The 21,898-nt window shown below is 71.8% G+C and carries 24 protein-coding genes and 3 tRNA genes; 20 read left to right on the top strand and 7 right to left on the bottom strand.

All coding sequences use genetic code 11. The annotated features are described in order from the left end of the window. Positions 1–69 precede the first annotated feature (69 nt). Both ABD127_RS08135 and ABD127_RS08130 read right to left on the bottom strand, forming a co-directional pair. Positions 70–1,290 carry a Cmx/CmrA family chloramphenicol efflux MFS transporter gene (locus ABD127_RS08135; protein WP_344199787.1) on the bottom strand — a complete coding sequence of 407 codons (1,221 nt, stop codon included), beginning with the start codon at positions 1,288–1,290 and terminating at the stop codon, positions 70–72. A gap of 76 nt (positions 1,291–1,366) precedes the next feature. Continuing rightward, positions 1,367–1,945 (bottom strand): TetR/AcrR family transcriptional regulator, encoded by a 579-nt coding sequence (locus ABD127_RS08130; RefSeq protein WP_344199784.1) that lies wholly within the window; start codon positions 1,943–1,945, stop codon positions 1,367–1,369. An 85-nt stretch (positions 1,946–2,030) separates the two neighbouring features. On the opposite strand from ABD127_RS08130, the gene ABD127_RS08125 reads away from it, so the two are divergent. The 12 genes from ABD127_RS08125 to ABD127_RS08070 all read left to right on the top strand — a co-directional run bounded on the left by ABD127_RS08125 (position 2,031) and on the right by ABD127_RS08070 (position 9,833). After that, entirely contained in the window at positions 2,031–2,810 is a 780-nt protein-coding gene (locus tag ABD127_RS08125; RefSeq protein ID WP_344199781.1) for a fumarylacetoacetate hydrolase family protein, read from the top strand. Next, on the top strand, positions 2,803–4,314 hold the full coding sequence (gene gltX / locus ABD127_RS08120; RefSeq protein ID WP_344199778.1) for a glutamate--tRNA ligase: 1,512 nt from the start codon (positions 2,803–2,805) through the stop codon (positions 4,312–4,314). Before ABD127_RS08125 ends, gltX begins: the two co-directional genes overlap by 8 nt. Continuing rightward, positions 4,311–4,730: an acyl-CoA thioesterase gene (locus ABD127_RS08115; protein ID WP_344199776.1), complete on the top strand. Its 420-nt coding sequence runs from the start codon at positions 4,311–4,313 to the stop codon at positions 4,728–4,730. The genes gltX and ABD127_RS08115 overlap by 4 nt, the downstream gene beginning before the upstream one ends. A gap of 84 nt (positions 4,731–4,814) precedes the next feature. After that, positions 4,815–4,886 (top strand) — tRNA-Gln (locus ABD127_RS08110). A 25-nt stretch (positions 4,887–4,911) separates the two neighbouring features. Then, positions 4,912–4,984, top strand: a tRNA-Glu gene (locus ABD127_RS08105). 46 nt (positions 4,985–5,030) lie between these two features. Next, positions 5,031–5,103: transfer RNA gene (locus tag ABD127_RS08100), tRNA-Glu, on the top strand. A gap of 280 nt (positions 5,104–5,383) precedes the next feature. Next, the gene (locus ABD127_RS08095) at positions 5,384–6,031 is read left to right on the top strand and encodes a G5 domain-containing protein (protein ID WP_344199774.1); all 648 of its coding nucleotides are present in this window, start codon (positions 5,384–5,386) and stop codon (positions 6,029–6,031) included. 27 nt (positions 6,032–6,058) lie between these two features. Continuing rightward, positions 6,059–6,325, top strand: a complete 267-nt coding sequence (locus tag ABD127_RS08090) for a hypothetical protein (protein ID WP_344199771.1) — start codon at positions 6,059–6,061, stop codon at positions 6,323–6,325. Between the two features lie 134 nt (positions 6,326–6,459). Beyond that, positions 6,460–7,197, top strand: a complete 738-nt coding sequence (locus tag ABD127_RS08085) for an NYN domain-containing protein (RefSeq protein WP_344199768.1) — start codon at positions 6,460–6,462, stop codon at positions 7,195–7,197. 55 nt (positions 7,198–7,252) lie between these two features. Then, positions 7,253–8,725, top strand: coding sequence for an AlkA N-terminal domain-containing protein (locus ABD127_RS08080; RefSeq protein WP_344199766.1), 1,473 nt, complete (start codon positions 7,253–7,255; stop codon positions 8,723–8,725). Beyond that, positions 8,722–9,183 (top strand): methylated-DNA--[protein]-cysteine S-methyltransferase, encoded by a 462-nt coding sequence (locus ABD127_RS08075; RefSeq protein ID WP_344199762.1) that lies wholly within the window; start codon positions 8,722–8,724, stop codon positions 9,181–9,183. Before ABD127_RS08080 ends, ABD127_RS08075 begins: the two co-directional genes overlap by 4 nt. Before the next feature lie 83 nt (positions 9,184–9,266). Continuing rightward, a complete protein-coding gene (locus ABD127_RS08070; protein WP_344199759.1) occupies positions 9,267–9,833 on the top strand; it encodes a hypothetical protein in 567 nt (188 codons plus the stop codon). Between the two features lie 27 nt (positions 9,834–9,860). Here ABD127_RS08070 and ABD127_RS08065 read toward each other — a convergent pair whose 3' ends face one another. Beyond that, entirely contained in the window at positions 9,861–10,577 is a 717-nt protein-coding gene (locus ABD127_RS08065; RefSeq protein WP_344199757.1) for an IclR family transcriptional regulator, read from the bottom strand. 137 nt (positions 10,578–10,714) lie between these two features. Here ABD127_RS08065 and leuC point away from each other — a divergent pair, with 137 nt between their 5' ends. From leuC to ABD127_RS08050, 3 genes are read left to right on the top strand one after another with little or no spacing between them, the layout of a single operon-like run. Next, positions 10,715–12,136 carry a 3-isopropylmalate dehydratase large subunit gene (gene leuC, locus ABD127_RS08060; protein WP_344199754.1) on the top strand — a complete coding sequence of 474 codons (1,422 nt, stop codon included), beginning with the start codon at positions 10,715–10,717 and terminating at the stop codon, positions 12,134–12,136. A gap of 3 nt (positions 12,137–12,139) precedes the next feature. After that, complete coding sequence (gene leuD, locus ABD127_RS08055; RefSeq protein ID WP_344199751.1) at positions 12,140–12,739, top strand: 3-isopropylmalate dehydratase small subunit; 600 nt, start codon at positions 12,140–12,142, stop codon at positions 12,737–12,739. Between the two features lie 19 nt (positions 12,740–12,758). Further along, positions 12,759–13,220 carry a hypothetical protein gene (locus ABD127_RS08050; RefSeq protein ID WP_344199748.1) on the top strand — a complete coding sequence of 154 codons (462 nt, stop codon included), beginning with the start codon at positions 12,759–12,761 and terminating at the stop codon, positions 13,218–13,220. Here ABD127_RS08050 and ABD127_RS08045 read toward each other — a convergent pair. Then, the gene (locus ABD127_RS08045) at positions 13,123–13,785 is read right to left on the bottom strand and encodes a TetR/AcrR family transcriptional regulator (protein ID WP_344199745.1); all 663 of its coding nucleotides are present in this window, start codon (positions 13,783–13,785) and stop codon (positions 13,123–13,125) included. The two genes, ABD127_RS08050 and ABD127_RS08045, sit on opposite strands and share 98 nt — an antisense overlap. Positions 13,786–13,808: 23 nt before the next feature. Between ABD127_RS08045 and ABD127_RS08040 the strand changes: the two genes are divergently transcribed. The 3 genes from ABD127_RS08040 to ABD127_RS08030 are packed head-to-tail and all read left to right on the top strand — an operon-like array spanning position 13,809 to position 16,786. Beyond that, on the top strand, positions 13,809–15,017 hold the full coding sequence (locus ABD127_RS08040) for an MFS transporter (RefSeq protein WP_344199743.1): 1,209 nt from the start codon (positions 13,809–13,811) through the stop codon (positions 15,015–15,017). A gap of 9 nt (positions 15,018–15,026) precedes the next feature. Then, the gene (locus tag ABD127_RS08035; protein WP_344199740.1) at positions 15,027–15,785 is read left to right on the top strand and encodes a lysophospholipid acyltransferase family protein; all 759 of its coding nucleotides are present in this window, start codon (positions 15,027–15,029) and stop codon (positions 15,783–15,785) included. Further along, positions 15,785–16,786 (top strand): NAD(P)H-dependent glycerol-3-phosphate dehydrogenase, encoded by a 1,002-nt coding sequence (locus tag ABD127_RS08030; protein ID WP_344199737.1) that lies wholly within the window; start codon positions 15,785–15,787, stop codon positions 16,784–16,786. Before ABD127_RS08035 ends, ABD127_RS08030 begins: the two co-directional genes overlap by 1 nt. On the opposite strand, the gene ABD127_RS08025 is transcribed toward ABD127_RS08030, so the two are convergent. Then, entirely contained in the window at positions 16,762–17,886 is a 1,125-nt protein-coding gene (locus tag ABD127_RS08025) for a trans-sulfuration enzyme family protein (RefSeq protein WP_344199734.1), read from the bottom strand. The genes ABD127_RS08030 and ABD127_RS08025 overlap by 25 nt on opposite strands. Positions 17,887–17,934: 48 nt before the next feature. On the opposite strand from ABD127_RS08025, the gene ABD127_RS08020 reads away from it, so the two are divergent. Beyond that, positions 17,935–18,996: a D-alanine--D-alanine ligase family protein gene (locus ABD127_RS08020; RefSeq protein WP_344199731.1), complete on the top strand. Its 1,062-nt coding sequence runs from the start codon at positions 17,935–17,937 to the stop codon at positions 18,994–18,996. Between the two features lie 15 nt (positions 18,997–19,011). On the opposite strand, the gene ABD127_RS08015 is transcribed toward ABD127_RS08020, so the two are convergent. Continuing rightward, positions 19,012–19,248, bottom strand: a complete 237-nt coding sequence (locus tag ABD127_RS08015; protein WP_344199728.1) for an Lrp/AsnC family transcriptional regulator — start codon at positions 19,246–19,248, stop codon at positions 19,012–19,014. 83 nt (positions 19,249–19,331) lie between these two features. Between ABD127_RS08015 and ABD127_RS08010 the strand changes: the two genes are divergently transcribed. After that, on the top strand, positions 19,332–20,315 hold the full coding sequence (locus tag ABD127_RS08010) for a thiamine-phosphate kinase (RefSeq protein ID WP_344199726.1): 984 nt from the start codon (positions 19,332–19,334) through the stop codon (positions 20,313–20,315). A 127-nt stretch (positions 20,316–20,442) separates the two neighbouring features. Here the strand turns inward: ABD127_RS08010 and ABD127_RS08005 are convergent, their stop codons facing one another. Continuing rightward, complete coding sequence (locus tag ABD127_RS08005; protein WP_344199723.1) at positions 20,443–21,864, bottom strand: amidase; 1,422 nt, start codon at positions 21,862–21,864, stop codon at positions 20,443–20,445. Positions 21,865–21,898 lie beyond the last annotated feature (34 nt).

The raw sequence follows: 21,898 nt of genomic DNA, 5'->3' as shown, positions 1-21,898 counted from the left end.
CGGGAGCCTAACACCGTGGCTGGTCCGGCGGAACTGGAACCGGATCGGGGGCTCGTGGCTCTCGTCACCTCAGGCGGGGCAGGGCGCCGCTTCGGGTGCCTGAGCCCGCCCCCGCTCGAGCCGCCACGACGCGGCGGCGACCAGGAGCCCGACGACGGCGAGCGACATCGACAGGGGCAGCAGGGCGCGGTAGCCCAGGCCCGCCGTGATGACGAGGCCGCCGAACCAGGGGCCGAGGGCGTTGCCGATGTTGAAGGCCGCGACGTTGACGCCGGCCACCAGGTTCGGTGCCTGGTCGCCGTGCTGGAAGACCCGCGCGTTGATCGCCGAGGCCACCGTGAAGGTCGCGAACCCCCACACGACCACGGCCGGCACGACGGCCACCGCCGAGGGGGCCGCCAGCCAGACGACGGCCAGGGCGATCGTCGTGGCCACGAGGGAGACGACGACGTTGAGCAGCGGGTCGCGGTCGGCGTACCGGCCGCCGACGGTGATGCCGGCGTACGACCCGAGTCCGAAGGCCAGCAGGACGAGGGGCACGGCGCTGGAGGCCACGCCGGAGACGTCCGTCAGCAAGGGGGAGAGGTAGGAGAAGGTCGCGACCATCGTCGACTGCACTGCGACGGTCGTGCCGACCGCGAGCCACAGGCGTGCGCCGGTCAGTCCGCGCAGCTCGCGCTTCGCGAGGGCGCCGATCGCGATCTTCTCGCCGGTCGACGTCTCGGGCACGAGGAGCGCCACGGCGACGGTCGCGGCCACGCTGAGCACCGCGACGGCGACGAAGGTCGACTGCCACCCCCAGTGGTCGCTGACCCAGGTGCCGGCCGGGACGCCCACGATGTTCGCCAGGGTGATGCCGCTGATCAGCGCGCCCAGGCCGCGGGCCGTCAGGTTCTTGGGCGTCACCGCGACGACCGTGACGCTGGCGACGGCCCAGAACGTCGCGCACGCCACGGCCGCGACGACCCGGGTCGTGACGAGCAGGCCGAAGCTCGTGGTGAGGGCGCCGGCGAGGTGGGCCAGGGCGAAGACGATGCCGGACCCGACGAGGGTGACCTTGCGCGGCAGGCGCAGGGTCAGCAGCGCCATGATCGGCGCGCCCAGGAGCATGCCGATCGCGAAGGCGCTGATGAGCGAGCCGGCGGCGGGGATCGTGACGCCCAGCTCGCGGGCCATCTCCGGGAGCAGGCCGGCCAGCATGAACTCGGACGTGCCGAGGCAGAAGATCCCGAGGGCCAGCACGGGCACGGCGGTGGGGAGCCGGGTCGGCGTCGCGGTGGTGGTCGTCATGAGGTCTCCCGAGAGTTGTGGAACGGTCAGTACAGAATCAGGACGTGCAGCAGCGAGGTGGATTCGACGGGTAGCCCTAGAGCAGGGCGAGCAGGGTCTCGACGGCGTGGTCGACGGGTTCGCGGTCGCGGTCGATGCGCGAGCGCACCTGGAGGCCGTCGACCGCGGCGTGCAGGACGGCGGCCAGCTGGTCGGCGCCGACGGTGCCGGTCAGGGATCCGTCGAGCTGCCCGCGCCGGACGACGTCGGAGATCATGCGGCGGAAGTCGTCGGCGTTGTCGGCCAGGGCTCGCCGGATCTCCTCGTCGCTGGAGCCGACCTCGACGCAGGCGTTGATCATCAGGCACGTGCGCCGGTCGTCGTCGCCCCACTGCTCGTCGAGCACCGTCGTCAGCACGGTGCGCAGCAGCGCGCGTCCGTCGAGGTCGCTCGCCAGGAGGTCGGCGCGCTGCCCCTGCTTCTCGGCGGCGTACCGCAGGATCGCCCGCAGGTAGAGGTCGCGCTTGCTGCCGAACGCGTTGTACAGGCTGCTGCGCGAGAGCCCCGTGCTGCGGCACAGCTCGTCGGTCGAGGTGGCGCCGAAACCGGAGTCCCAGAAGTCGTCGACGGCCGCGGCGAGCGCTGTGTCGTCGTCGAACGAGCGGGGGCGGGCCATGGCTCGACGGTAGACCAATCTGGACCGACCTGTCCAGAACGGCGCGGCGCGTCTCGCCTGCTGGAGCGCCGCTAGGCTCGACCTCGTGCGTATTGCGAGATTTGCCGGAGATGACGATCCCCAGTTCGGCGTCGTGGGGGAGGAGGACGGCACCCCCACGATCGCGGTGCTCAAGGGAGACCCGCTGTACGCGGGGATCGAGCTGACCGGGCAGAAGGTCGCCCTGGAGGACGTGCGCCTGCTCGCGCCGGTCATCCCCCGCAGCAAGGTGCTCGGCATCGGGCGGAACTACGCCGCCCACGCGGCCGAGCTCGGCAACGACCTGCCGACCGAGCCGCTGGTCTTCCTCAAGCCGAACACCAGCGTGGTCGGCCCCGGCGACCCGATCGTCTACCCGCGCCCGACCAAGGACCTGCACTTCGAGGGCGAGCTCGCCGTCGTGATCGGCCGCATCTGCCGTGACGTGCCGGCCGAGGACGCCGCGAAGGTCATCTTCGGCTACACCGTCGCGAACGACGTGACGGCGCGCGACCTGCAGAAGTCCGACGGTCAGTGGGCCCGCGCGAAGGGCTACGACACCTTCTGCCCGCTGGGGCCGTGGATCGAGACCAACCTCGACACCTCGAACCTGCGGGTCCGCACGACGCTCAACGGCGAGACCACCCAGGACGGCACCACGGCCGACATGGTCTTCGACGTGCCCGCGATCGTCGCCTACGTCTCCAGCTTCATGACGCTGCTGCCCGGCGACGTCATCCTGACCGGCACCCCGGAGGGCGTCGGCCCGATGGTCGTCGGCGACACCGTCGCGGTGACGGTCGCCGGCATCGGCACCCTCGTCAACCAGGTGGTCTCGTATGACTGACACTGTTCCCGCTCCTGGCCCGAGCAAGCCCGTCGTCGCGCGGTTCTGCCCCTCGCCGACCGGCAACCCGCACGTGGGCATGGCTCGCACCGCGCTGTTCAGCTGGGCCTTCGCGCGCCACCACGGCGGCCGCTTCGTGTTCCGCATCGAGGACACCGACGCGAGCCGCGACAGCCAGGAGTCGTACGACCTCCTGGTCGACGTCATGCGCTGGCTGGGTCTCGACTGGGACGAGGGCGTCGAGGTGGGCGGCCCCAACGGGCCGTACCGCCAGAGCGAGCGCATGGACGTCTACGCCGACGTCGCGCAGCGCCTGCTCGACGCCGGCCTGGCGTACAAGGCCTACGACTCCGCCGAGGAGCTCGAGGAGCGTCGCGACGCGGCCCGCGCGGCCGGCAAGCCGAGCGGCTACGACGGCCTGCACCGCGACCTGACGCCGGAGCAGCAGGCGGCGTACGAGGCCGAGGGCCGCAAGCCGGTCATCCGCTTCAAGATGCCCGAGAAGGACTGGACCTTCGACGACCTCGTGCGCGGCCCGATCACGTTCGGCGCCGACAACGTGCAGGACTTCGTCATCGTGCGGGCCAACGGCCAGCCGCTGTACACGCTGACCAACCCCACCGACGACGCGCTGATGGGCATCACGCACGTGCTGCGCGGCGAGGACATCCTCTCCTCGACCCCGCGCCAGATCGCGCTGTACGAGGCGTTCGCGCAGATCGGCGTCGGCGACGGCTCGACGCCGCGCTTCGGCCACCTGCCGTACGTGACGGGAGCGGGCAACCGCAAGCTCTCCAAGCGCGACCCGGAGTCGAACCTCCTGGGCTACCGCGAGCAGGGCTTCCTGCCCGAGGGCCTGCTCAACTACCTCGCGCTGCTCGGCTGGTCGCTGCCGGCGGTCGACGGCGTCGAGAAGGACGTCTTCAGCCTCGCCGAGATGGTCGAGGCCTTCGAGATCTCGCGCGTCAACCCGAACCCGGGCCGCTTCGACCTGGCCAAGTGCGAGGCGATCAACGGCGACCACATCCGCCTGCTCGACGTCGAGGACGTGGCCCAGCGCCTGGTGCCGTACTTCCAGGCGGCCGGGCTGGTGCACGAGCCGGTCTCCGACGAGGCCACGGCACTCCTGTCGGCCGCGGCCCCGCTGGTCCACGAGCGCATCGCGAAGCTCGGCGAGGCCGTCGACATGCTGCGGTTCCTGTTCATCGACGACGAGCACTTCGTGGTCGACGAGGCCGACGCGGCGAAGAACCTCGACGAGTCGGGCCGCGCGACGGCTCGCGCCGCGCGGGACGCGCTCACCGACCTGGAGTCCTGGGACACCGCGTCGATCGAGGCCGCCCTGCGGTCGGCCCTGATCGAGGGTCTCGGGCTCAAGCCGCGCCTCGCCTTCGGGCCGGTGCGCGTCGCCGTGACCGGCAGCCGCATCTCGCCGCCGCTGTTCGAGTCGCTGGAGCTGCTCGGTCGCTCCCGCACGCTCGCACGGCTGTCGGCCGCCCTGTGACCAGCGCCTGGTCGCACCGTCTGCGGGTCCGCTTCCACGAGTGCGACCCGCAGGGCATCGTCTTCAACGCGAACTACGTCGCCTACGTCGACGTCGCGCTGACCGAGCTGTGGCGCGAGGCGTTCGGCAGCTACGAGGCGGCCGTCGCGGAGCACGGGGTCGACCTGGTGGTCGGCTCGGTCACGATCGACTTCCGCTCCTCGGCCCGTCCGGACGACCTGATCGACGTGGGCCTGACCCTTGCCGCGATCGGCACGACCTCCATCACGAGCGCGATCGAGATCCGTCGCGGTGACGACCTGGTCGTCGAGGGCACGATCCGCCATGTGTGCGTGGACGCCGAGACGCTGGCGAAGGCGCCCGTGCCGGAGCCGTTGCGGGCTGCGCTGCAGGCCGCGTACGGCCCGAAGGCGTGACCGGTTTGGGAGCCAGGAGCGACGTCGGGTAGAGTGTCACCTCGGTTCGGAAGCCTTGCGAAAGCGAGGGATTCGATACCCCCTTGGGGTATGGTGTAATTGGCAACACGGCTGATTCTGGTTCAGTTGTTCTAGGTTCGAGTCCTAGTACCCCAGCTAAGGTCGGCTTGTCCGACCCCGCGCCCCGTTGGTCTAGCGGTTATGACGCCGCCCTCTCAAGGCGGAGATCGCCGGTTCGAATCCGGTACGGGGTACGAAACCTTCCCCTCGGGGAAGGTCCTCATGGCTCGCTTGAGTCATGGCCCCGTTGTGTAGCGGCCTAGCACGTCGCCCTCTCAAGGCGGTAGCGCGGGTTCGAATCCCGTCGGGGCTACAAGACCCCCATCGGCTCCACCCGGTGGGGGTCTTACCTTTTTCGCGGGTTGCCTCTGGCGGGCGAGGTAGTTCGGGTGGGTGGTCTTCGGGCCATGATCGACGAAACTGTCTCCATCCTGTGCGGGGCGTGTGACCGTCGTCTCATGGTCCAGCCTCCTCCGCCTCCGAGCGGAAGCACGCCTCCGCCGCCACGGCCGGTGATCTTCCCGCCGCTTCCGATCACTCCACCTCCGCCGCCGACGGGGGTCCGCGCCGAGCCGCCGACGACGCGGACCGGCATGGCATGGCAGCGGTTCCGTGCCCAGACCTCCGCGCGACAGGCCCTCGTGGCGGTGGGGGCAGCCTTCGCTGCCCTGGTGCTGACGTCGGGAATCGCCGGCGCGATCGGTGGAGGCGCCGCCGGGAGCGATGAGGGCGACCCAGTTCCGCTCGTCGGCACCTCCACTTCCTCGCCGACCCCGTCACCCTCACCGACCCCGGTCGTCGAGACGCGCACCGAGGCTGCGACCGAGTCGGTGGCTTACACGTCGTCGACGGTCGACGACCCGAACCTGAAGTCCGGGACCACCGCGGTGTCGGTTGCCGGCGTACCGGGAACGCTGACGCGGACCTTCGAGGTCACGTACACCGATGGCGTCGAGACCTCGCGCGTCGAGGTGAGCGCGGTCGTCACGACGCCGGCCGTCAACGAGGTCATCGCGCGGGGTACCAAGGTCGACAAGCCGCCACCTCCGCCGCCACCCGCGCCCACGGGCTGCCCAAACGGCACCTACGAGAACTCTGCGGGCAACACGGTGTGCAGACCTTACGAGAGCGATGCGCCCCCGGCGGGTGCCACGGCTCAGTGCAAGGACGGCACCTGGAGCTTCAGCCAGAGTCGCAGCGGCACCTGCTCCGGCCACGGCGGTGTCTCGCGCTGGCTCTGACCCGCACACATCTGGAAGGCTGGCGACGTGATCCAGTTCGTGGTCGAGGTCATCGGTCAGCTGCTTCGTGGCGATCCGCTCAAGCGTGCCTACCGGCGAGCGTGGATCCAGGATCCCGACGCGCGGGGCGACCGCAGGCACCTCGAGGTCATGCTCGAGCTGGAGAACGTGCGAGGTCGTGACGACGATCCGCTCCCGCAGCCGCTGGCGGGCGCGATGGACGACTGGAGTCGTCAGGTCCCTCCGAAGCAGATGCGCCACCGATCCGGCGGCCGACTGCGAGCCGCGCTCTGACCCCACCAGATGTGTGCAGTTGTTCGGCAGACTCGGCCCTCGGGCGCCGAGTAGGTGCGCAAATCTGGGGGAGTGCGTGGGGGACGCCTGCGCGGCGCGCGCCCGCGCGGTGAGTCACCTGTAGCGTCCGGGGAATGGAAGAGTCTCGGATCGCCGTCCTGATCGACGCCGACAATGCGCCCGCGAAGAAGATCGACGCGATCCTGAGCGAGGTGGCCACGGTCGGGGTCGCGCACGTGCGACGGGCCTACGGCGACTGGACCAACGCGACGATCGGCCCGTGGGCCAAGGTCCTGCAGGAATACGCGATCGCGCCGATCCAGCAGTTCGCCTACACCAAGGGCAAGAACGCCTCCGACATCGCGATGGTCATCGACGCGATGGACATCCTGGCCAGCGGCAGCGCCCAGGGCTTCGCGATCGTCTCGAGCGACGCCGACTTCACCCCGCTCGTCATGCGCCTGCGCCAGTCTGGCGCGACGGTCCTCGGCTTCGGCCAGGAGAAGACGCCCGCCGCCTTCGTCAACGCCTGCACGCGCTTCGTCTACCTCGAGCGCATCGGCGGCGAGGAAGCCGACCAGGAGCGCCCCGAGAAGCGCACGGGCGGCACGCGGATGAGCGGCAGCGAGATGCGCGGAAACTCCCGCCTCGTGCAGATGTTGCGGGCCGCGGTCGACTCCGACGCCGACGACCACGGCTGGGCCACGCTGTCCGCCGTGGGCAAGCAGGTGCGCAACCAGTCGTCCTTCGAGCCGCGCAACTACGGCTACGCGAAGCTGATCACGCTGCTCGAGGAGATCGATCTGTTCGAGATCGACAAGTCCACCGCGAACGTGCAGCTGCGACGCAAGGAGTCGCCGAACCAGCGCTGACGGTCGTGTCCGAAACCCGCCAGACTTCGTGGGTGGGGCGACGCATGATGGAGTCATGACCCCGGCAGCGACGCAGGAGACCGACCCGCTCCACGAGCAGCGCTACCGCGCCGTGCGCTCGCGCGACGCGCGGTTCGACGGGGTGTTCTTCACGGCGGTGCGCACGACCGGCATCTACTGCCGGCCGTCGTGCCCCGCGGTCACCCCGCGCAGCGAGAACGTCGTGTTCTACCGGTCGTCGGCCGCGGCGCACGGTGCCGGCTTCCGGGCCTGCCGCCGCTGCCGCCCCGACACCGTGCCCGGCTCGCCGGAGTGGGACCACCGCGCCGACGCCGTCGGCCGGGCCGTCCGCCTGATCCGCGACGGGGTCGTCGAGCGCGACGGCGTGGAGGGCCTGGCCGAGCGGCTCGGCTACAGCAGCCGCCAGGTGCACCGCATGCTCACGGCGGAGCTCGGCGTCGGCCCGCTGGCCCTCGCCCGCGGAGCGCGGGCCCACACGGCGCGGATCCTGGTCGAGACCACGGCACTCTCGATGGCCGACGTCGCCCATGCGGCCGGCTTCGCGTCGGTGCGGCAGTTCAACGACACGATCCGCGAGGTCTACGACACGACCCCGTCGGCCTTGCGCGCACGCCGCACCCCGGGCACCGCCGGTGGTCATCTGACCCTGCGGCTCGCGGTCCGCCGACCGTTCGACGGCGCCGGAATCCTGCAGTTCCTCGACGACCACGCCGTGCCCGGCCTCGAGGCGGTCCGCGGCGGCACCTACGCCCGCCTCGTCCGCCTCCCGCACGGGGTGGGGGTGGTCGAGCTGACCCCGGCGGACGACCACGTCGTCGCCCGGCTCGAGCTGGCGGACCTGCGCGACACCGCCGTCGCGGTCGAGCGCGCCCGCCGCCTGCTCGACCTCGACGCCGACCCGGTCGCGATCGACGAGGTCCTGGCGGCCGACCCCGAACTCGCCGACCTCGTCGCCGAGGTGCCCGGCATGCGGCTGCCCGGCGGGTTCGACGGGGTCGAGGTGGCGGTGCGCACCGTGGTCGGCCAGCAGGTCTCGGTCGCCGGCGCCCGCACGGTCCTCGGACGCCTCGTCGCTCAGGAGGGCGACGCCGTCGACCTCGCGCTGGCCTCCGAGCACGGCCTGACCCGGCTCTTCCCGTCGGCCGAGGCCCTGGCCGGCCTCGATCCGGAGACCCTGCCGATGCCCCGGTCGAGGGGCCGAGCGGTCGCGACCCTGGCCGCTGCCGTCGTGGCGGGCGACCTCGATCTCTCGGCCGGGGCCGACCGCGCGGCGACCCGTGCCGCGCTGGTGGCCCTGCCGGGGATCGGTCCCTGGACCGCCGACTACGTCCTGATGCGAGGTCTCGGCGACCCCGACGTCCTTCTGAGCTCCGACCTCGTGCTCCGCCGTGAGCTCGAGCGCCGCCACGTCACCGCCGCCGACGCCGCCCGCTGGGCGCCGTGGCGGTCCTACGCCGGCATGCACCTCTGGCGTGCCGCCACCCGACCCGAGAGGATGCCTGCATGAGCACGCGATGGATGGATTCACCGATCGGCGGACTCCGCCTCCACACGTCCGCCGGGCTGCTGACCGCGATCGAGTTCGGCGCCGAGGTGCGGGGCTCCCGCGTCGCGGATCCCGTGCTCGACGCCACCGAGCAGCAGCTCACCGAGTACTTCGCGGGGGAGCGGAAGGACTTCGACCTGCCGCTCGCCAACGACGGCACCGAGTTCCAGCAGAAGGTGTGGGGCGAGCTGCGTCGCATCCCCTTCGGCGAGACGGTGACGTACGGCGAGATCGCGGCCCGCCTCGGCTACGAGCCCGTCGTCTCCCGGGCCGTTGGCGCGGCCAACGGCGCCAACCCGATCCCGGTCGTCGTCCCCTGCCACCGCGTCATCGGCTCCAACGGCACGCTCACGGGCTACGCCGGCGGCATCGAGCGCAAGCAGATCCTGCTCGACCTGGAGCGACCCGGCCTGTTCTGACCCGTGTCGCGCCTCAGGACGCACACTCGTCGTTCACCCGAGTACGGCACCATGGGTGCAACCGGAACACACCGAGGAGAGTCATGGCGAAGAAGAAGTCCGCGACCGACAGCGTCGTCGCCGAGCTGAAGGCGCAGATCAAGAAGTACGAGAAGACGATCGACCGGCTCGAGGCCAAGCTCGAGGAGCGGAAGGTCGACGTCAAGAAGTACAAGTCCCTCGCCGACTCCTACAAGTCGGAGGCCGGCAAGTACAAGGACAAGGCCAAGAAGGTCGCCAAGAAGGCTGCCGACGATGCCAAGCGCTTCGCCGCCAAGGTCGAGGACGCCGCTGACGACATCGAGGACGCCGTCGAGGACGCCGCCGAGAAGGCCGGCTCCCGCGTCGCCGCCGCTGCCCGCGACGCCCGCGAGGCCGTGACCCGCGCGACGACCAAGAAGCCCGCTGCCAAGAAGGCGCCCGCGAAGAAGCCCGCCGCGAAGAAGGCGCCCGCGAAGAAGGCCGCGCCGGCGGCGCCCGCGTCGTCGGCGACGAGCGCCACGCCGAGCGCCGACTGGACCGTGACACAGCTGCGCGCCGAGGCGCGCCGCAAGGGTGTCGCGGGCTACTCGCGCAAGACCAAGGCGCAGCTCCTCACCGAGCTGGCCTGACCGACGTCGCGGTCTCTGGCCTCCGGGTCAGAGACCGCGACGCAGGCTCTGCGAGAGACGCTCGCCCGCGGCCACGACCGCCGGGGCGTGCATGCGTCCGGGCTGGCGGGTCAGGCGCTCCAGGGGACCCGAGACCGACACGGCCGCGACGACCTTGCCGGAGGGTGAGCGCACGGGTGCCGACACCGAGCCGACGCCGCTCTCGCGCTCGCCGACGCTCTGCGCCCAGCCGCGACGGCGGACCGCCGCCAGCTCGGCCGCCGAGAAGGTGGCCTTGAGCAGGCCCTTGTTCATGCGCTCCGGGTCCTCCCACGAGAGCAGCACCTGGGCGGCCGAGCCGCCCGTCATCGTCAGCTGGCTGCCGACCGGGATCGAGTCGCGCAGTCCGGTGGGTCGGTCGGCCGCGGCGACGCACACCCGGTGCTCGCCCTGGCGGCGGAAGAGCTGGGCGGACTCGCCCGTGATGTCGCGCAGGCGCGCGAGGACGGGGCCGGCGGCGGCGAGCAGGCGGTCCTCGCCGGCGGCCGAGGCGAGCTCGCCGAGACGCGGGCCGAGGATGAAGCGGCCCTGCATGTCGCGGGCGACCAGGCGGTGGTGCTCCAGCGCGACAGCGAGTCGGTGCGCGGTGGGGCGTGCCAGGCCCGTGGCGGCGACGAGCCCGGCGAGCGTCGCGGGGCCCGGCTCCAGGGCTGCCAGCACGACAGCGGCTTTGTCGAGAACGCCGACTCCGCTAGAGTTGTCCATGTCTTGATACTGCCGTATCGAATCGTGAGACGCAAGCGTGGGTAAGCCCACCCTGCACGGACCTCGCGGTGGCGGTCAGGTCAATGATGCGCCAAGAACCGAGACACGACACCAGCAAGATCGAAGGAGCGGTTGTGATGGGCAGGACTCTGGCAGAGAAGATCTGGGACGACCACGTCGTCCGAAGCGCCGCGGGTGAACCCGACCTCCTCTTCATCGACCTCCACCTCATCCACGAGGTCACGAGCCCGCAGGCCTTCGACGGCCTGCGCCTGTCCGGGCGTCCGGTGCGCCGGCCCGACCTGACGCTCGCCACCGAGGACCACAACATCCCGACGACCGACCTCGACAAGCCGATCGCCGACCTGGTCTCGCGCACGCAGGTCGAGACGCTGCGGCGCAACGCCGAGGAGTTCGGCGTCCGGCTGCACCCCATGGGTGACATCGACCAGGGCATCGTCCACGTCGTCGGCCCGCAGCTCGGCCTGACCCAGCCCGGCATGACGATCGTGTGCGGCGACTCGCACACCTCGACCCACGGCGCCTTCGGGTCGATCGCCTTCGGCATCGGCACGAGCGAGGTCGAGCACGTGCTCGCCACGCAGTCGCTGTCGCAGGCCAAGCCCAAGATGATGGCCGTCGACGTCGTCGGCGAGCTGCCCCCGGGCTCGACCGCGAAGGACCTGATCCTCGCGCTCATCACGCAGGAGACCACCGGTGGCGGCCAGGGCTACATCGTGGAGTACCGCGGCGAGGCCATCCGACAGCTGTCGATGGAAGCCCGCATGACGATCTGCAACATGAGCATCGAGTGGGGCGCCAAGGCGGGCCTCATCGCGCCGGACGAGACCACCTTCGCCTACCTGCAGGGCCGCGCCCACGCGCCGCAGGGCGAGCAGTGGGACGAGGCCGTGGCGTACTGGAAGAGCCTGGTCACCGACGACGACGCGCACTTCGACAAGGTCGTCACGATCGACGCGTCCACCGTGACGCCGTTCGTCACCTGGGGCACCAACCCGGGCCAGGGCGTGGCGCTGTCGGGCTCGGTCCCGGTTCCGTCCGAGATCGAGGACGCCAACGAGCGCGTCGCCGCCGAGCGGGCGCTGGAGTACATGGGCCTGACCGCCGGCACCCCGATGCGCGAGATCGACGTCGACACGGTCTTCATCGGCTCGTGCACCAACGGCCGCATGGAGGACCTGCGGGTCGTCGCCGACATCATCAAGGGCCGCACGGTCGCCGACAACACGCGCGTGCTGGTCGTGCCCGGCTCGGTCCGGGTCCGCCTTCAGGCCGAGGAGGAGGGGCTCGACCTCGTCTTCAAGGAGGCTGGCGCCGAGTGGCGCGGCGCGGGCTGCTCGATGTGCCTGGGCATGAACCCCGACACGCTGACCCCCGGTGAGCGCAGCGCCTCGACCTCGAACCGCAACTTCGAGGGCCGCCAGGGCAAGGGGGGCCGCACCCACCTGGTCTCGCCCGAGGTCGCCGCGGCCACGGCCGTGCTCGGCCACCTCGCGGCACCGTCCGACCTGCCCGCCCTGAGCTCGACGGGAGCCTGAATCATGGACAAGTTCACCTCGCACACCGGCGTCGCCGCCCCGCTGCGCCGCAGCAACGTCGACACCGACCAGATCATCCCGGCCGTCTACCTCAAGCGCGTCACGCGCTCGGGCTTCGAGGACGGGCTGTTCGCCGCCTGGCGCAACGACCCCGAGTTCGTGCTGAACCAGCCGGTCTACGCAGCGTCGACCGTGCTGATCGCCGGCCCCGACTTCGGCACCGGCTCGTCGCGCGAGCACGCCGTGTGGGCGCTGCAGAACTACGGCTTCAAGGCCGTCATCAGCTCGCGCTTCGGCGACATCTTCCGCGGCAACTCGGGCAAGGCGGGCCTGCTCGCGGCCGAGGTCGACGAGAAGGTCGTCCAGGCGCTCTGGGACCACGTCGAGGCCAACCCCGGCGCCCAGGTCACGGTCGACCTCGAGAGCCGCACGGTCAGCGCGGGCGAGGGCGTCGACCGCATCGAGGACTCCTTCACGATCGACGACTACACCCGCTGGCGCCTGCTCGAGGGTCTGGACGACGTCGCGATCACGCTGTCGCACGAGAGCGACATCGAGGCCTACGAGGCGCGCCGCCTCGCGTTCAAGCCCGCCACGCTCTGACGTCCTCGAGGACCCCCTGATGGCCACCTGTGTCGTCCGGCACGAGTCGCTGCTGCCCGTGCCGGCGCAGGTGGTCTGGGACCGCGTCACGACCGCCGACGGCATTAACGCCGAGCTGCGTCCGTGGATGACGATGTCCGTCCCTGCGGGCGCCGACGACCTCGACCTGGGCTCGGTGGAACCCGTCGTGCACCTCGGGAAGTCGTGGATCCGGCTGTTCGGCGTGGTTCCGGTCGACTACGACGACATCTCGATCGTCGAGCTCGAGCCGGGGCGCCGCTTCCTGGAGCGGTCGCGGATGTTCAGCTCGCCGGTCTGGCAGCACGAGCGCATCGTCGACCCGGTCGACGACCACGCGTGCCGGGTCAGCGACGTCGTGACGTTCACCCCGCGGGCCGCGCTCCGTCCGCTCGCACCGCGCGTCTTGGCGGCGCTGTTCGCGCACCGTCACCGCCGGCTGCGTCGGCAGTGGCCCGACTGACGTCCGTCGCACCGGCGACCAGGACGGCCGCGATCGCGCGGGCGCGCGCCGTGGTGTGGGTGTCGTCCCGCAGGCGCATGGCGAGGTAGCCCGTCACCAGCAGGAGCAGGTCGTCGGCGAGGTCCGTCGCCGACGGGGCATCGACGGCCTCGGCGAGCCGGGCGAGCCGTGATCGGAGCGCCTCGGTGTCCTGGGCGACGGCCTGCGTGATCTCGGCCGGGCCGTCCGCGTGCTCGGCCGCCGACCCGAGGAAGGCGCACCAGCGTGCGCCGTCGGGCCGGGCCCGGAACTCCTCCAGCGCGTCGAAGACCGCGAGCAGTCGACCCTCGGGCGAGGTGTGACGATCGACCGCCTCCTGCCAGACCTCCACCCACCGGTCGTGACGTCGGCCCAGCGCGGCGGCGACCAGCGCCTCCTTGCTCGCGTAGCCGCGGTAGAGCGTCGCGGGGGAGACCCCGGCCCGGGCGATGACGGCGTCGATCGGCGTCGCGCTGATGCCGTGGGTGAAGAACAGCTCGTCGGCGGCATCGAGGATCCGTGCCTCGGTCGACGTGCGCAGCACCATGGGGACAGCCTAGACTCGCAAAAGTGAAACGCACGTTATTGTTTGGCGCGAGCCGGTCGACCGGTCTCATCGCGGCCGGCACCGGACTCATCGCCGTCACGTACGGCCTCGTGCGACTCGCCTACGGACTCTTCCTCCCCGACGTCCAGGCCGACCTGGGACTCGGCACGTCGACGGCCGGCTACGTCGCCTCCGGGGCGTCGGGGGCCTACTGCCTGGGGGCCGTGGCCGGCTTCCTCGGCGCGAGTCGTCCGCGCGCCGTGGTGGTCGCAGCCGGGGCGTGCGCCGCGATCGGGTCCCTCGGCATGGCTGCGGCACCCGGCGTCCCGGTGTTCGCCGTGTCCTGCGTCGTCGGCTCCGCTGCTGCCGGCCTCGCCTCGCCCGCGCTCGTCCGGCTCGTCGCGCTCAACATCGCCCCCGACCGGCAGGACCGGGCGCAGTCGACCGTGAACTCCGGCACGGGCGCAGGGCTGGTCGTCGCCGGGCTGCTGGCCCTCGTGCTGCTTCCGCAGTGGCGGATCGCGTGGCTCCTGGTGGCCGGTCTTGCGCTCGCCGTGACCGCGGCGGTCCTGAGGCTCGACCGCGGGCAGGCCCACCCCGTCCGCGACGAGGACGTGCCGAGCCCGCCCGGCCGGTCGTGGTTCCGCGCGCACCGCCACCTCGTCGTCGCGGCGTTCGCGATGGGGGCCGGGTCGGCAGCGGTCTGGAACTACGGCAGGACCCTCCTGACCGACGCCGGAGCGAGCCATCGCTCGTCGGTGCTGGCCTGGGTTGCCCTCGGCGTCGGCGGAGCAGTGGTGATCGGGACGACGTGGGCCCTCGGCCGCCTCGGCCCAGCGCGGTCCTGGGCGCTGACGACCTTGGCCGCGGCCGGCGGATCGGCAGCACTGGCCGTCGCCCCGCAGGCGGCGGTGATCGCCCTCGTCGCGTGCGGGCTCTTCGGCTGGGGGTTCACGGCCGCCACCGGCGTGCTCATCGCCTGGACGTCCAGGATCGACCCCGCGCGTTCGCCCGTCGGGACCTCGCTGCTGTTCGTGGTCCTGGTGCTCGGGCAGGCCTGCGGTGCCGCAGTGACCGGGATGGTCGCGGCACGGGCCGGTTTCCCGGCGGCGTTCCTGACGGCAGCGGCGGTGCTGGTCCTGGCCAGCCTGCTGCCGACGCTGGTGCCGAGCGTGCGGCCGTGGGGACCTCCGGAGAGTGACCAGCGTCATGTTCGTGCGACGACGTACTAGTGTTGATCCATGGGCAGGTGGACGAACATGCCGCGCACGACGCGGTGGGTGGTTCGCCTCCTGCACCCGTTCCTGATGCGGATCACGCGGCGTGACTGGCGCGGTGCCGAGAAGCTTCCGACCGGCGGCTACGTGCTCGCCCCGAACCACATCTCGCACCTCGACCCCATCCTGATCTCGCACTTCATGGTCGACCACGGGGTCACCCCGCGCTTCCTCGCGAAGGACACGCTGTTCGACGTCAAGGTCGTGGGCGGCATCCTCCGGGGGGCCGAGCAGATCCCGGTCTACCGCAGCACGGTTGGCGCTGCGGAGTCCCTGGCCGCCGCCACGGCGGCCGTCGAGGCGGGCCAGGTCGTCACGATCTACCCCGAGGGCACGATCACGCGCGATCCCGCGCTGTGGCCGATGTCGGGACGCACGGGGGCCGTGCGGGTCGCGCTGGCCAGCGGCCGTCCGCTCGTGCCGCTCGCGCAGTGGGGTGCGCAGGACATCCTGTGGCCGTACTCCAAGCGGTTCCGGTTCCTCCCGCGCAAGACGATCCACGTCCGCGTCGGCGACCCCGTCGACCTGTCCGACCTGGAGGGCCAGGAGCTCACCGAGAAGCTGCTCCACGAGGCGACCGACCGGCTCGTCGACGCGCTCACGGCGCTCGTCGGCGAGATCCGCGGCGAGCTGCCCGCCGGCCCCCGGGTCGACGTGCACACGCTCGAGAAGCCGCGCACCAACTACTCACCCCCCACGAACACCAGCACCGAGGAGCACTGATGGCATCGATCGCGGTCATGGGAGCAGGATCCTGGGGGACGGCGTTCGCGCTGGTCCTGGCCGACGCCGGCAACGAGGTGCGGATCTGGGGGCGGCGCACCGAACTGTGCGAGGCGATCTCCTCGACCCACGAGAACCCGGACTACTTGCCGGGGATCGTGCTGCCGGAGGTCATCACGGCCTCCTCCGACGCGGCGGAGGTCCTGGCCGGCGCCGAGGTCGTCGTGCTCGCGGTTCCGTCGCAGCAGCTGCGCTCGAACCTGACCGACTGGGGTTCCCACGTGCCCGGCGACGCCGTGTTCGTGAGCCTGATGAAGGGTGTCGAGCTCGGCACCCACCTGCGCATGAGCGAGGTCATCGCCGAGCTCACCGGGGCGGGCCCGGAGCGCATCGCCGTCGTCAGCGGGCCCAACCTGGCCCGCGAGATCGCGATGCGCGAGCCCGCCGCCAGCGTCGTGGCGTGCGCGGACGAGGAGACCGCCCTGCGGCTGCAGTCGATCTGCCACTCGGCGGCGTTCCGTCCCTACACCAACACCGACGTGGTGGGGTGCGAGCTGGGCGGCACGACCAAGAACATCATCGGCCTCGCGGTCGGCGTCGCCGTGGGCCTCGGCTTCGGCGACAACGCCAAGGCCTCGATCATTACGCGCGGACTGGCCGAGACGGGCCGCCTGGGTGCCGCGCTCGGCGCAGATCCCATGACGTTCGCGGGTCTCGCGGGCCTGGGCGACCTCGTCGCGACCTGCTCGTCACCGCTCTCGCGCAACCGCAGCTTCGGCGAGAAGCTGGGGCAGGGGCTCACGGTCGACGAGGCTGCGGCGCAGATGCGTCAGGTCGCCGAGGGCGTGAAGTCCTGCACGTCGGTCAAGGAGCTCGCAGCGATCCACGGCATCGAGATGCCGATCGTCGACGCGGTCGACGCGCTCGTGCAGGGCGTCATCACCCCGACCGAGCTGGTCAAGGCGATGATCGCGCGTCAGACCCAGCCCGAGGTGCGCTGAGGCTCACGGCGGGCGCCACCGGCCGGCGCGCCGGTGCTGACCGCGTCGAGGCTGCGGGCGATGTCCTCCCAGACGTCCTCGACGTTCTCGATGCCGACCGACAAGCGGACCAGGGACTCCGGCACGTTGGCGGGCTCGCCCGCGTGGCGGCGACGGCGCTCCCACGTCGACTCGACGCCTCCGAGGCTCGTGGCGTGCACGACGACCTCGCTGGCCTCCGTGGCGCGCTGCGCCGCCTCGGCGCCGCCGGCGACCTCGAACGAGACCATCGTGCCGAAGCCGGGGTAGCGGACGCCGGTGACGTCGGTGCGCTCCAGCAGGCGCGCCGCGATCTCGGTGGCGTTGTCCTCGGCGCGGTCCAGGCGCACGTGCAGCGTGCGGAGCCCGCGCAGCGCGAGATAGGCCTCGAGAGAGCCAGGTACGGAGCCCAGCGACGTGCGGCGGGTGGCGAGGGCACGGGCCGCGCGGTCGTCGTGGGTCACGACGACACCCATCAGGACGTCGCTGTGGCCCGAGAGGAGCTTGGACGCCGAGTGGACGACGAAGTCGGCGCCCAGGTCGAGCGGGCGCTGGCGCAGCGGCGTCGCGAGGGTGTTGTCGACGACGACCGCGGTGCCGACGGCCGTGACCGCGGCACAGATCGCCCGGATGTCGGCGACGTCCAGGGCCGGGTTGGTCGGTGACTCGAGCCAGACCATCGCCGCGTCCGCAGCGGCGGCGATGACGGCCTCGGTGTCGGTCACGTCGACGAGCTCGAGCTTGATCAGGCCGCGACGCGCCCGCCGCTCGAGCTCGACGGTCGTGCCGTAGTAGCTGCCGTCGGCCGCGACCACCTTGGCGCCGACCGGCAGGAGCTCCAGCACCGCGACGGTCGCCGCCATGCCCGATCCGAAGGAGACGGCGTTGCCGCCCTCGAGCGCGCCGACCGCCTCCTCGAACGCCTCCCAGCCCGGGTGCCCGTGCCGGGTGTACTCCGAGGCGCCACCGGGAACGAGGGCGGTCGCCAGCGTGATGGGTGTGTTCAGGGGACCACCTGGTTCGTGGGCCGGCCGTCCGGCAGCAACGGCGAGGGTCTCGAGCGACGTCGGGCGGACTGACATGGCTCCATTGTGCAAGGTCGGAGGTGGCCGGGGGATAGGGTCCTGAAAATGATTACGTCACGTTCCGACTCCCGGACCCGTGTCTGTCTCGTCTACGGCGGTCGCTCCAGCGAGCACGGCGTCTCCTGCCTGACGGCGCGCGAGGTGATGTCGGTCATCGACACGACCCGCTTCGACGTGCGCGCCATCGGCGTCACGCCGTCCGGTCGCTGGGTCGAGGCCGCGCCGCAGTGGCCGGACCTCGCTCCCGGGCAGCTGCCCGCGGTCGACGAGAGCGCCCCGCCGGTGCCCTGGGAGTCCGTGACCGACGCCGACGTCGTCTTCCCGCTCCTGCACGGCCCGTGGGGCGAGGACGGCACCCTGCAGGGCCTCCTGGACCTCGCGGACGTCCGCTACGTCGGCGCCGGGGTGCTCGCGAGCGCCGTCGGCATGGACAAGGTCTTCGCCAAGGTCGTCTTCGCGGCCGCCGGACTTCCCCAGGTGCCGTACGTGCCGATCGAGCCGGCCGAGTGGCCCAGCGACCGCGATCGCATCGAGGCGCGCGTGCGGGCGCTCGGTCTGCCGGTCTTCGTCAAGCCGTCGCGCGCGGGCTCGAGCTCGGGCGTCGTCAAGGTCGACACGTGGGACGAGCTGGCCCCGGCGATCGAGCACGCGCGCTCGTTCGACCCGAAGGTGCTGGTCGAGGCCGGCAAGATCGGCGCCCGTGAGGTCGAGTGCGGGATCGTGCAGGCGGTCGACGGGACCCCGCAGGCCAGCGTCGTCGGCGAGGTGCGGGTGCAGCACGGCGCGCACGCGTTCTACGACTTCGAGGCCAAGTACCTCGACGGCACCAGCGCCAACATCGTCCCGGCCGAGATGTCGACCACGATCTCGGACCGCATCCGTGCCTACGCCGTCCAGGCCTTCAAGGCGATCGGGGGCGAGGGCCTGGCGCGCGTCGACTTCTTCCTCGACGGCGAGGACCTCGTGATCAACGAGATCAACACGATGCCCGGGTTCACGACGTCGTCGATGTTCCCGCTGCTGTGGGAGGCGTCCGGCGTCACGTACGCCGAGCTCGTCGACCGCCTGCTGCAGCAGGCGTTGGCGCGGCCCACCGGCCTGCGCTGACCTGCGGGGGGAGCGTCAGACCCGCACGACGGGGCACGTCAGCGTGCGCGTGATGCCGGGCGTCTTCTGGATGCGGCTGACCACGAGGGTGCCGAGCTCGTCGATCGAGGGACCCTCGATCAGGACGATGACATCGTAGGGTCCCGTGACGTCCTGCGCGGAGCTCACACCCTCGATCTCGCCGATCGCGGTCGCGACATCGGAAGCGGTGCCGACCTCGGTCTGGACCAGGACGTACGCCTGCACGGTCATCGTGACTCCTTCGTAACGCGGACCGGCACACGGTACCGGATGTCCTGCGCGGAACTGATGCCCGCCTGGGCGACAATGGACGCATGCAGGCATCCGGAGGAGGCACGAGGGACCTCACCGTCGAGACGGTGTCCGAGCTGGGGGAGTTCGGACTCGTCGAACGCATCACGCGCGCCCTGCCCACGACGGACGTGGTCCTCGTGGGGCCGGGCGACGACGCGGCGGAGATCTCGGTCGGCGGGACGCTCGTCGTCTCGACCGACGTCCTGGTCGACCAGCGGCACTTTCGCCGCGACTGGTCCACGGCGCACGAGGTCGGTCGCAAGTCGGCGGCGTCGAACCTGTCCGACATCAACGCGATGGGTGGTCACGCCACGGCGCTCACGCTGGGGCTCGCGGTCCCGGGCGACCTGCCGGTCGCGTGGGTCGACGAGCTGGTGCGCGGGGTCGTCGAGGAGTGCGCCCTGGTCGGCGCTGCGGTCGTCGGTGGCGACGTCACGGCGTCCGACACGCTGGTGATCGCGGTGACGGTCGTGGGCGAGGCGACGCGCACGGTCCGGCGCAGCGGCGCCCAGGTCGGCGACGTCGTCGCGGTCGCGGGCACGCTCGGACTCGCGGGCGCGGGCTTCGCGGCGCTGAGCCGTGGCTTCCGCTCGCCCCGGGCCGCGGTGGAGGCGCACCGTGTCCCGCACCCGCCGTACGGCTCCGGCGAGACGGGGGCCGACGCCGGCGCCACGGCGATGATCGACGTCAGCGACGGACTGCTGGGCGACCTCGGCCACGTGGCCCGCGCGAGCGGCGTGCAGATCGACCTGAGCTCGGAGCACGTGCCGATCGAGTCGGCGGTCATCACGGTGGCCGAGGCCCTCGGTCGCCACCCGGTCTCGTTCGTCCTGACCGGGGGCGACGACTACGCCCTGGCCGCGACGTTCCCGCCCGAGGCGGCGCTGCCCGACGACTGGTACCCGATCGGCGCCGTCGTCGCGGTCCCCGCCGGCGACCAGCCCCGCGTCACGGTCGACGGCCTCCCCTGGGACGGCGAGACCGGCCACGAGCACTTCCGCTGACCAACGACCGCTCGCGAGTGGATTCCCGCCCGACCAGGAGTGAGTTTCCGCCCTGCGGCGAGTGAGTTCCCGCCCCAGCGAGGGGCGGGAATCCACTCGCGGGGGGCGGGAATCCACTCGCGAGGGGTCAGTCGGTGATGCGGGCGAAGCCGATGGACTGCTCGAGCTCGAAGGCGAGCTCGAGGAGCGTGCGCTCGTCGCCGTGGACCGCCGAGAAGTGGATGCCGAGCGGGCGGCCGTCGGCGGTCTGTGCCAGCGGGAGGCTGATCGCGGGCCCGCCCGAGGCGTTGTTGGCCGGCGTGAACGCCGCGTAGTCGAGCAGGCGCGGCAGCATGACCTCGTAGCCGGCGGCCGGCGACAGGTGGCCCAGCAGCGGCGTCGTGTAGCCCAGCACGGGGGAGAGGACCACGTCGACGGCGTTCTCGCGGAAGGCGGCCTTGTAGGTCGCCTCGGACTTCTTCAGCCCGCGGATCGCGCCGGGGGTGCGCCACGGGTGGCGGATGAAGTCGCGCGCGAGACCCTTGGTCAGGGAGTCGTTCAGGCTGCGGTCGTAGGCGGTGTGCATCAGGCGTCCACCGAAGCGGTGCATCGAGAAGCCCAGCATCGCCCAGTAGTGCAGGAAGTGCCGCACGAAGGCCTCGTCGACCGGCAGCGCCACCTCGACGACCTCGTGGCCGTCCTTCTCGAGCTGCTGCGCGACCTGGAGGACCGCGGCGCGGGTCTCGTCGTCGGTCGTGGAGCGCAGCGAGTCGAGGATCAGGCCGACGCGCAGGCGCCGGTCGGACGGGCCCTCGACGAGACCGACGCGGCTCAGCCCGCGGTTCGGGGTGTGCTGGTCGACCGCGGCCAGGAACGCGGCGGAGTCGCGCACCGACCGGCTCACGATCCCGTTGGAGATGATGTTGACCGGCAGGTCCTTCGCCTCGGCCGACGGCAGCTCGCGGCCACGGGTGAACTTCAGGCCCACCAGGCCGCACGCGGCTGCGGGGATGCGGATCGACCCACCGCCGTCGTTGGCGTGGGCGAACGGCACGGCCCCGGCGGCGACCAGGGCGGCCGAGCCGCCGGAGGACGCACCGCACGAGTAGTCGGTGTGCCAGGGGTTGCGGGTCGGCTCGGCGTCCTGGAACTCGGTCGTGGCGTTGAACCCGAACTCCGGCATCGTCGTCTTGCCGAGGTTGACCGCGCCCGTGGACAGCAGCTGCTCGGCGAAGGGCTCGCTCGCGGCGGCCGGCTGCGGGTCGATGACCGCGGCCGAGCCGTGCCCGGTGGGCAGGCCCGCGACGTCGGTGTTGTCCTTGATGAAGGTCGGCACGCCGGCGAAGACCCCGGTGAGCGGGGTCGCGGCGGTGCTGCGAGCGCGGTCGAAGTCGCTCGTGACGATGCCGTTCAGCCGCGGGTTGACGGCCTCGGCGCGCGCGATCGCGGCCTCGACGGCCTCGGCCGCACTGATCTCGCCTGCGGAAATGGCAACGGCGACCCCGACAGCGTCGAGGTCGCCGAGTGCGTCGTCAGCGAAGGCGTGGACTCGGGTCGTGGTGCTGGTCACACGGTGACACTAGCGCCAGAGGACCCGGGGGCCA

The sequence above is a fragment of the Aeromicrobium alkaliterrae genome (genome assembly GCF_039529015.1).
Taxonomy (GTDB): Bacteria; Actinomycetota; Actinomycetes; order Propionibacteriales; family Nocardioidaceae; genus Aeromicrobium; species Aeromicrobium alkaliterrae.
The sequence above is the reverse complement of the archived record's forward strand: the minus strand, read 5'-3'. Positions and strand labels throughout refer to the sequence as shown.

Coding starts and splice junctions, on each gene's coding strand:
- ABD127_RS08135 (WP_344199787.1), bottom strand. CDS start 1,290: ATGACGACCACCACCGCGACGCCGACCCGGCTCCCCACCGCCGTGCCC.
- ABD127_RS08130 (WP_344199784.1), bottom strand. CDS start 1,945: ATGGCCCGCCCCCGCTCGTTCGACGACGACACAGCGCTCGCCGCGGCC.
- gltX (WP_344199778.1), top strand. CDS start 2,803: ATGACTGACACTGTTCCCGCTCCTGGCCCGAGCAAGCCCGTCGTCGCG.
- ABD127_RS08095 (WP_344199774.1), top strand. CDS start 5,384: ATGGCATGGCAGCGGTTCCGTGCCCAGACCTCCGCGCGACAGGCCCTC.
- ABD127_RS08085 (WP_344199768.1), top strand. CDS start 6,460: ATGGAAGAGTCTCGGATCGCCGTCCTGATCGACGCCGACAATGCGCCC.
- ABD127_RS08080 (WP_344199766.1), top strand. CDS start 7,253: ATGACCCCGGCAGCGACGCAGGAGACCGACCCGCTCCACGAGCAGCGC.
- ABD127_RS08075 (WP_344199762.1), top strand. CDS start 8,722: ATGAGCACGCGATGGATGGATTCACCGATCGGCGGACTCCGCCTCCAC.
- ABD127_RS08070 (WP_344199759.1), top strand. CDS start 9,267: ATGGCGAAGAAGAAGTCCGCGACCGACAGCGTCGTCGCCGAGCTGAAG.
- ABD127_RS08065 (WP_344199757.1), bottom strand. CDS start 10,577: ATGGACAACTCTAGCGGAGTCGGCGTTCTCGACAAAGCCGCTGTCGTG.
- leuC (WP_344199754.1), top strand. CDS start 10,715: ATGGGCAGGACTCTGGCAGAGAAGATCTGGGACGACCACGTCGTCCGA.
- leuD (WP_344199751.1), top strand. CDS start 12,140: ATGGACAAGTTCACCTCGCACACCGGCGTCGCCGCCCCGCTGCGCCGC.
- ABD127_RS08050 (WP_344199748.1), top strand. CDS start 12,759: ATGGCCACCTGTGTCGTCCGGCACGAGTCGCTGCTGCCCGTGCCGGCG.
- ABD127_RS08045 (WP_344199745.1), bottom strand. CDS start 13,785: ATGGTGCTGCGCACGTCGACCGAGGCACGGATCCTCGATGCCGCCGAC.
- ABD127_RS08035 (WP_344199740.1), top strand. CDS start 15,027: ATGGGCAGGTGGACGAACATGCCGCGCACGACGCGGTGGGTGGTTCGC.
- ABD127_RS08030 (WP_344199737.1), top strand. CDS start 15,785: ATGGCATCGATCGCGGTCATGGGAGCAGGATCCTGGGGGACGGCGTTC.
- ABD127_RS08025 (WP_344199734.1), bottom strand. CDS start 17,886: ATGTCAGTCCGCCCGACGTCGCTCGAGACCCTCGCCGTTGCTGCCGGA.
- ABD127_RS08020 (WP_344199731.1), top strand. CDS start 17,935: ATGATTACGTCACGTTCCGACTCCCGGACCCGTGTCTGTCTCGTCTAC.
- ABD127_RS08015 (WP_344199728.1), bottom strand. CDS start 19,248: ATGACCGTGCAGGCGTACGTCCTGGTCCAGACCGAGGTCGGCACCGCT.
- ABD127_RS08010 (WP_344199726.1), top strand. CDS start 19,332: ATGCAGGCATCCGGAGGAGGCACGAGGGACCTCACCGTCGAGACGGTG.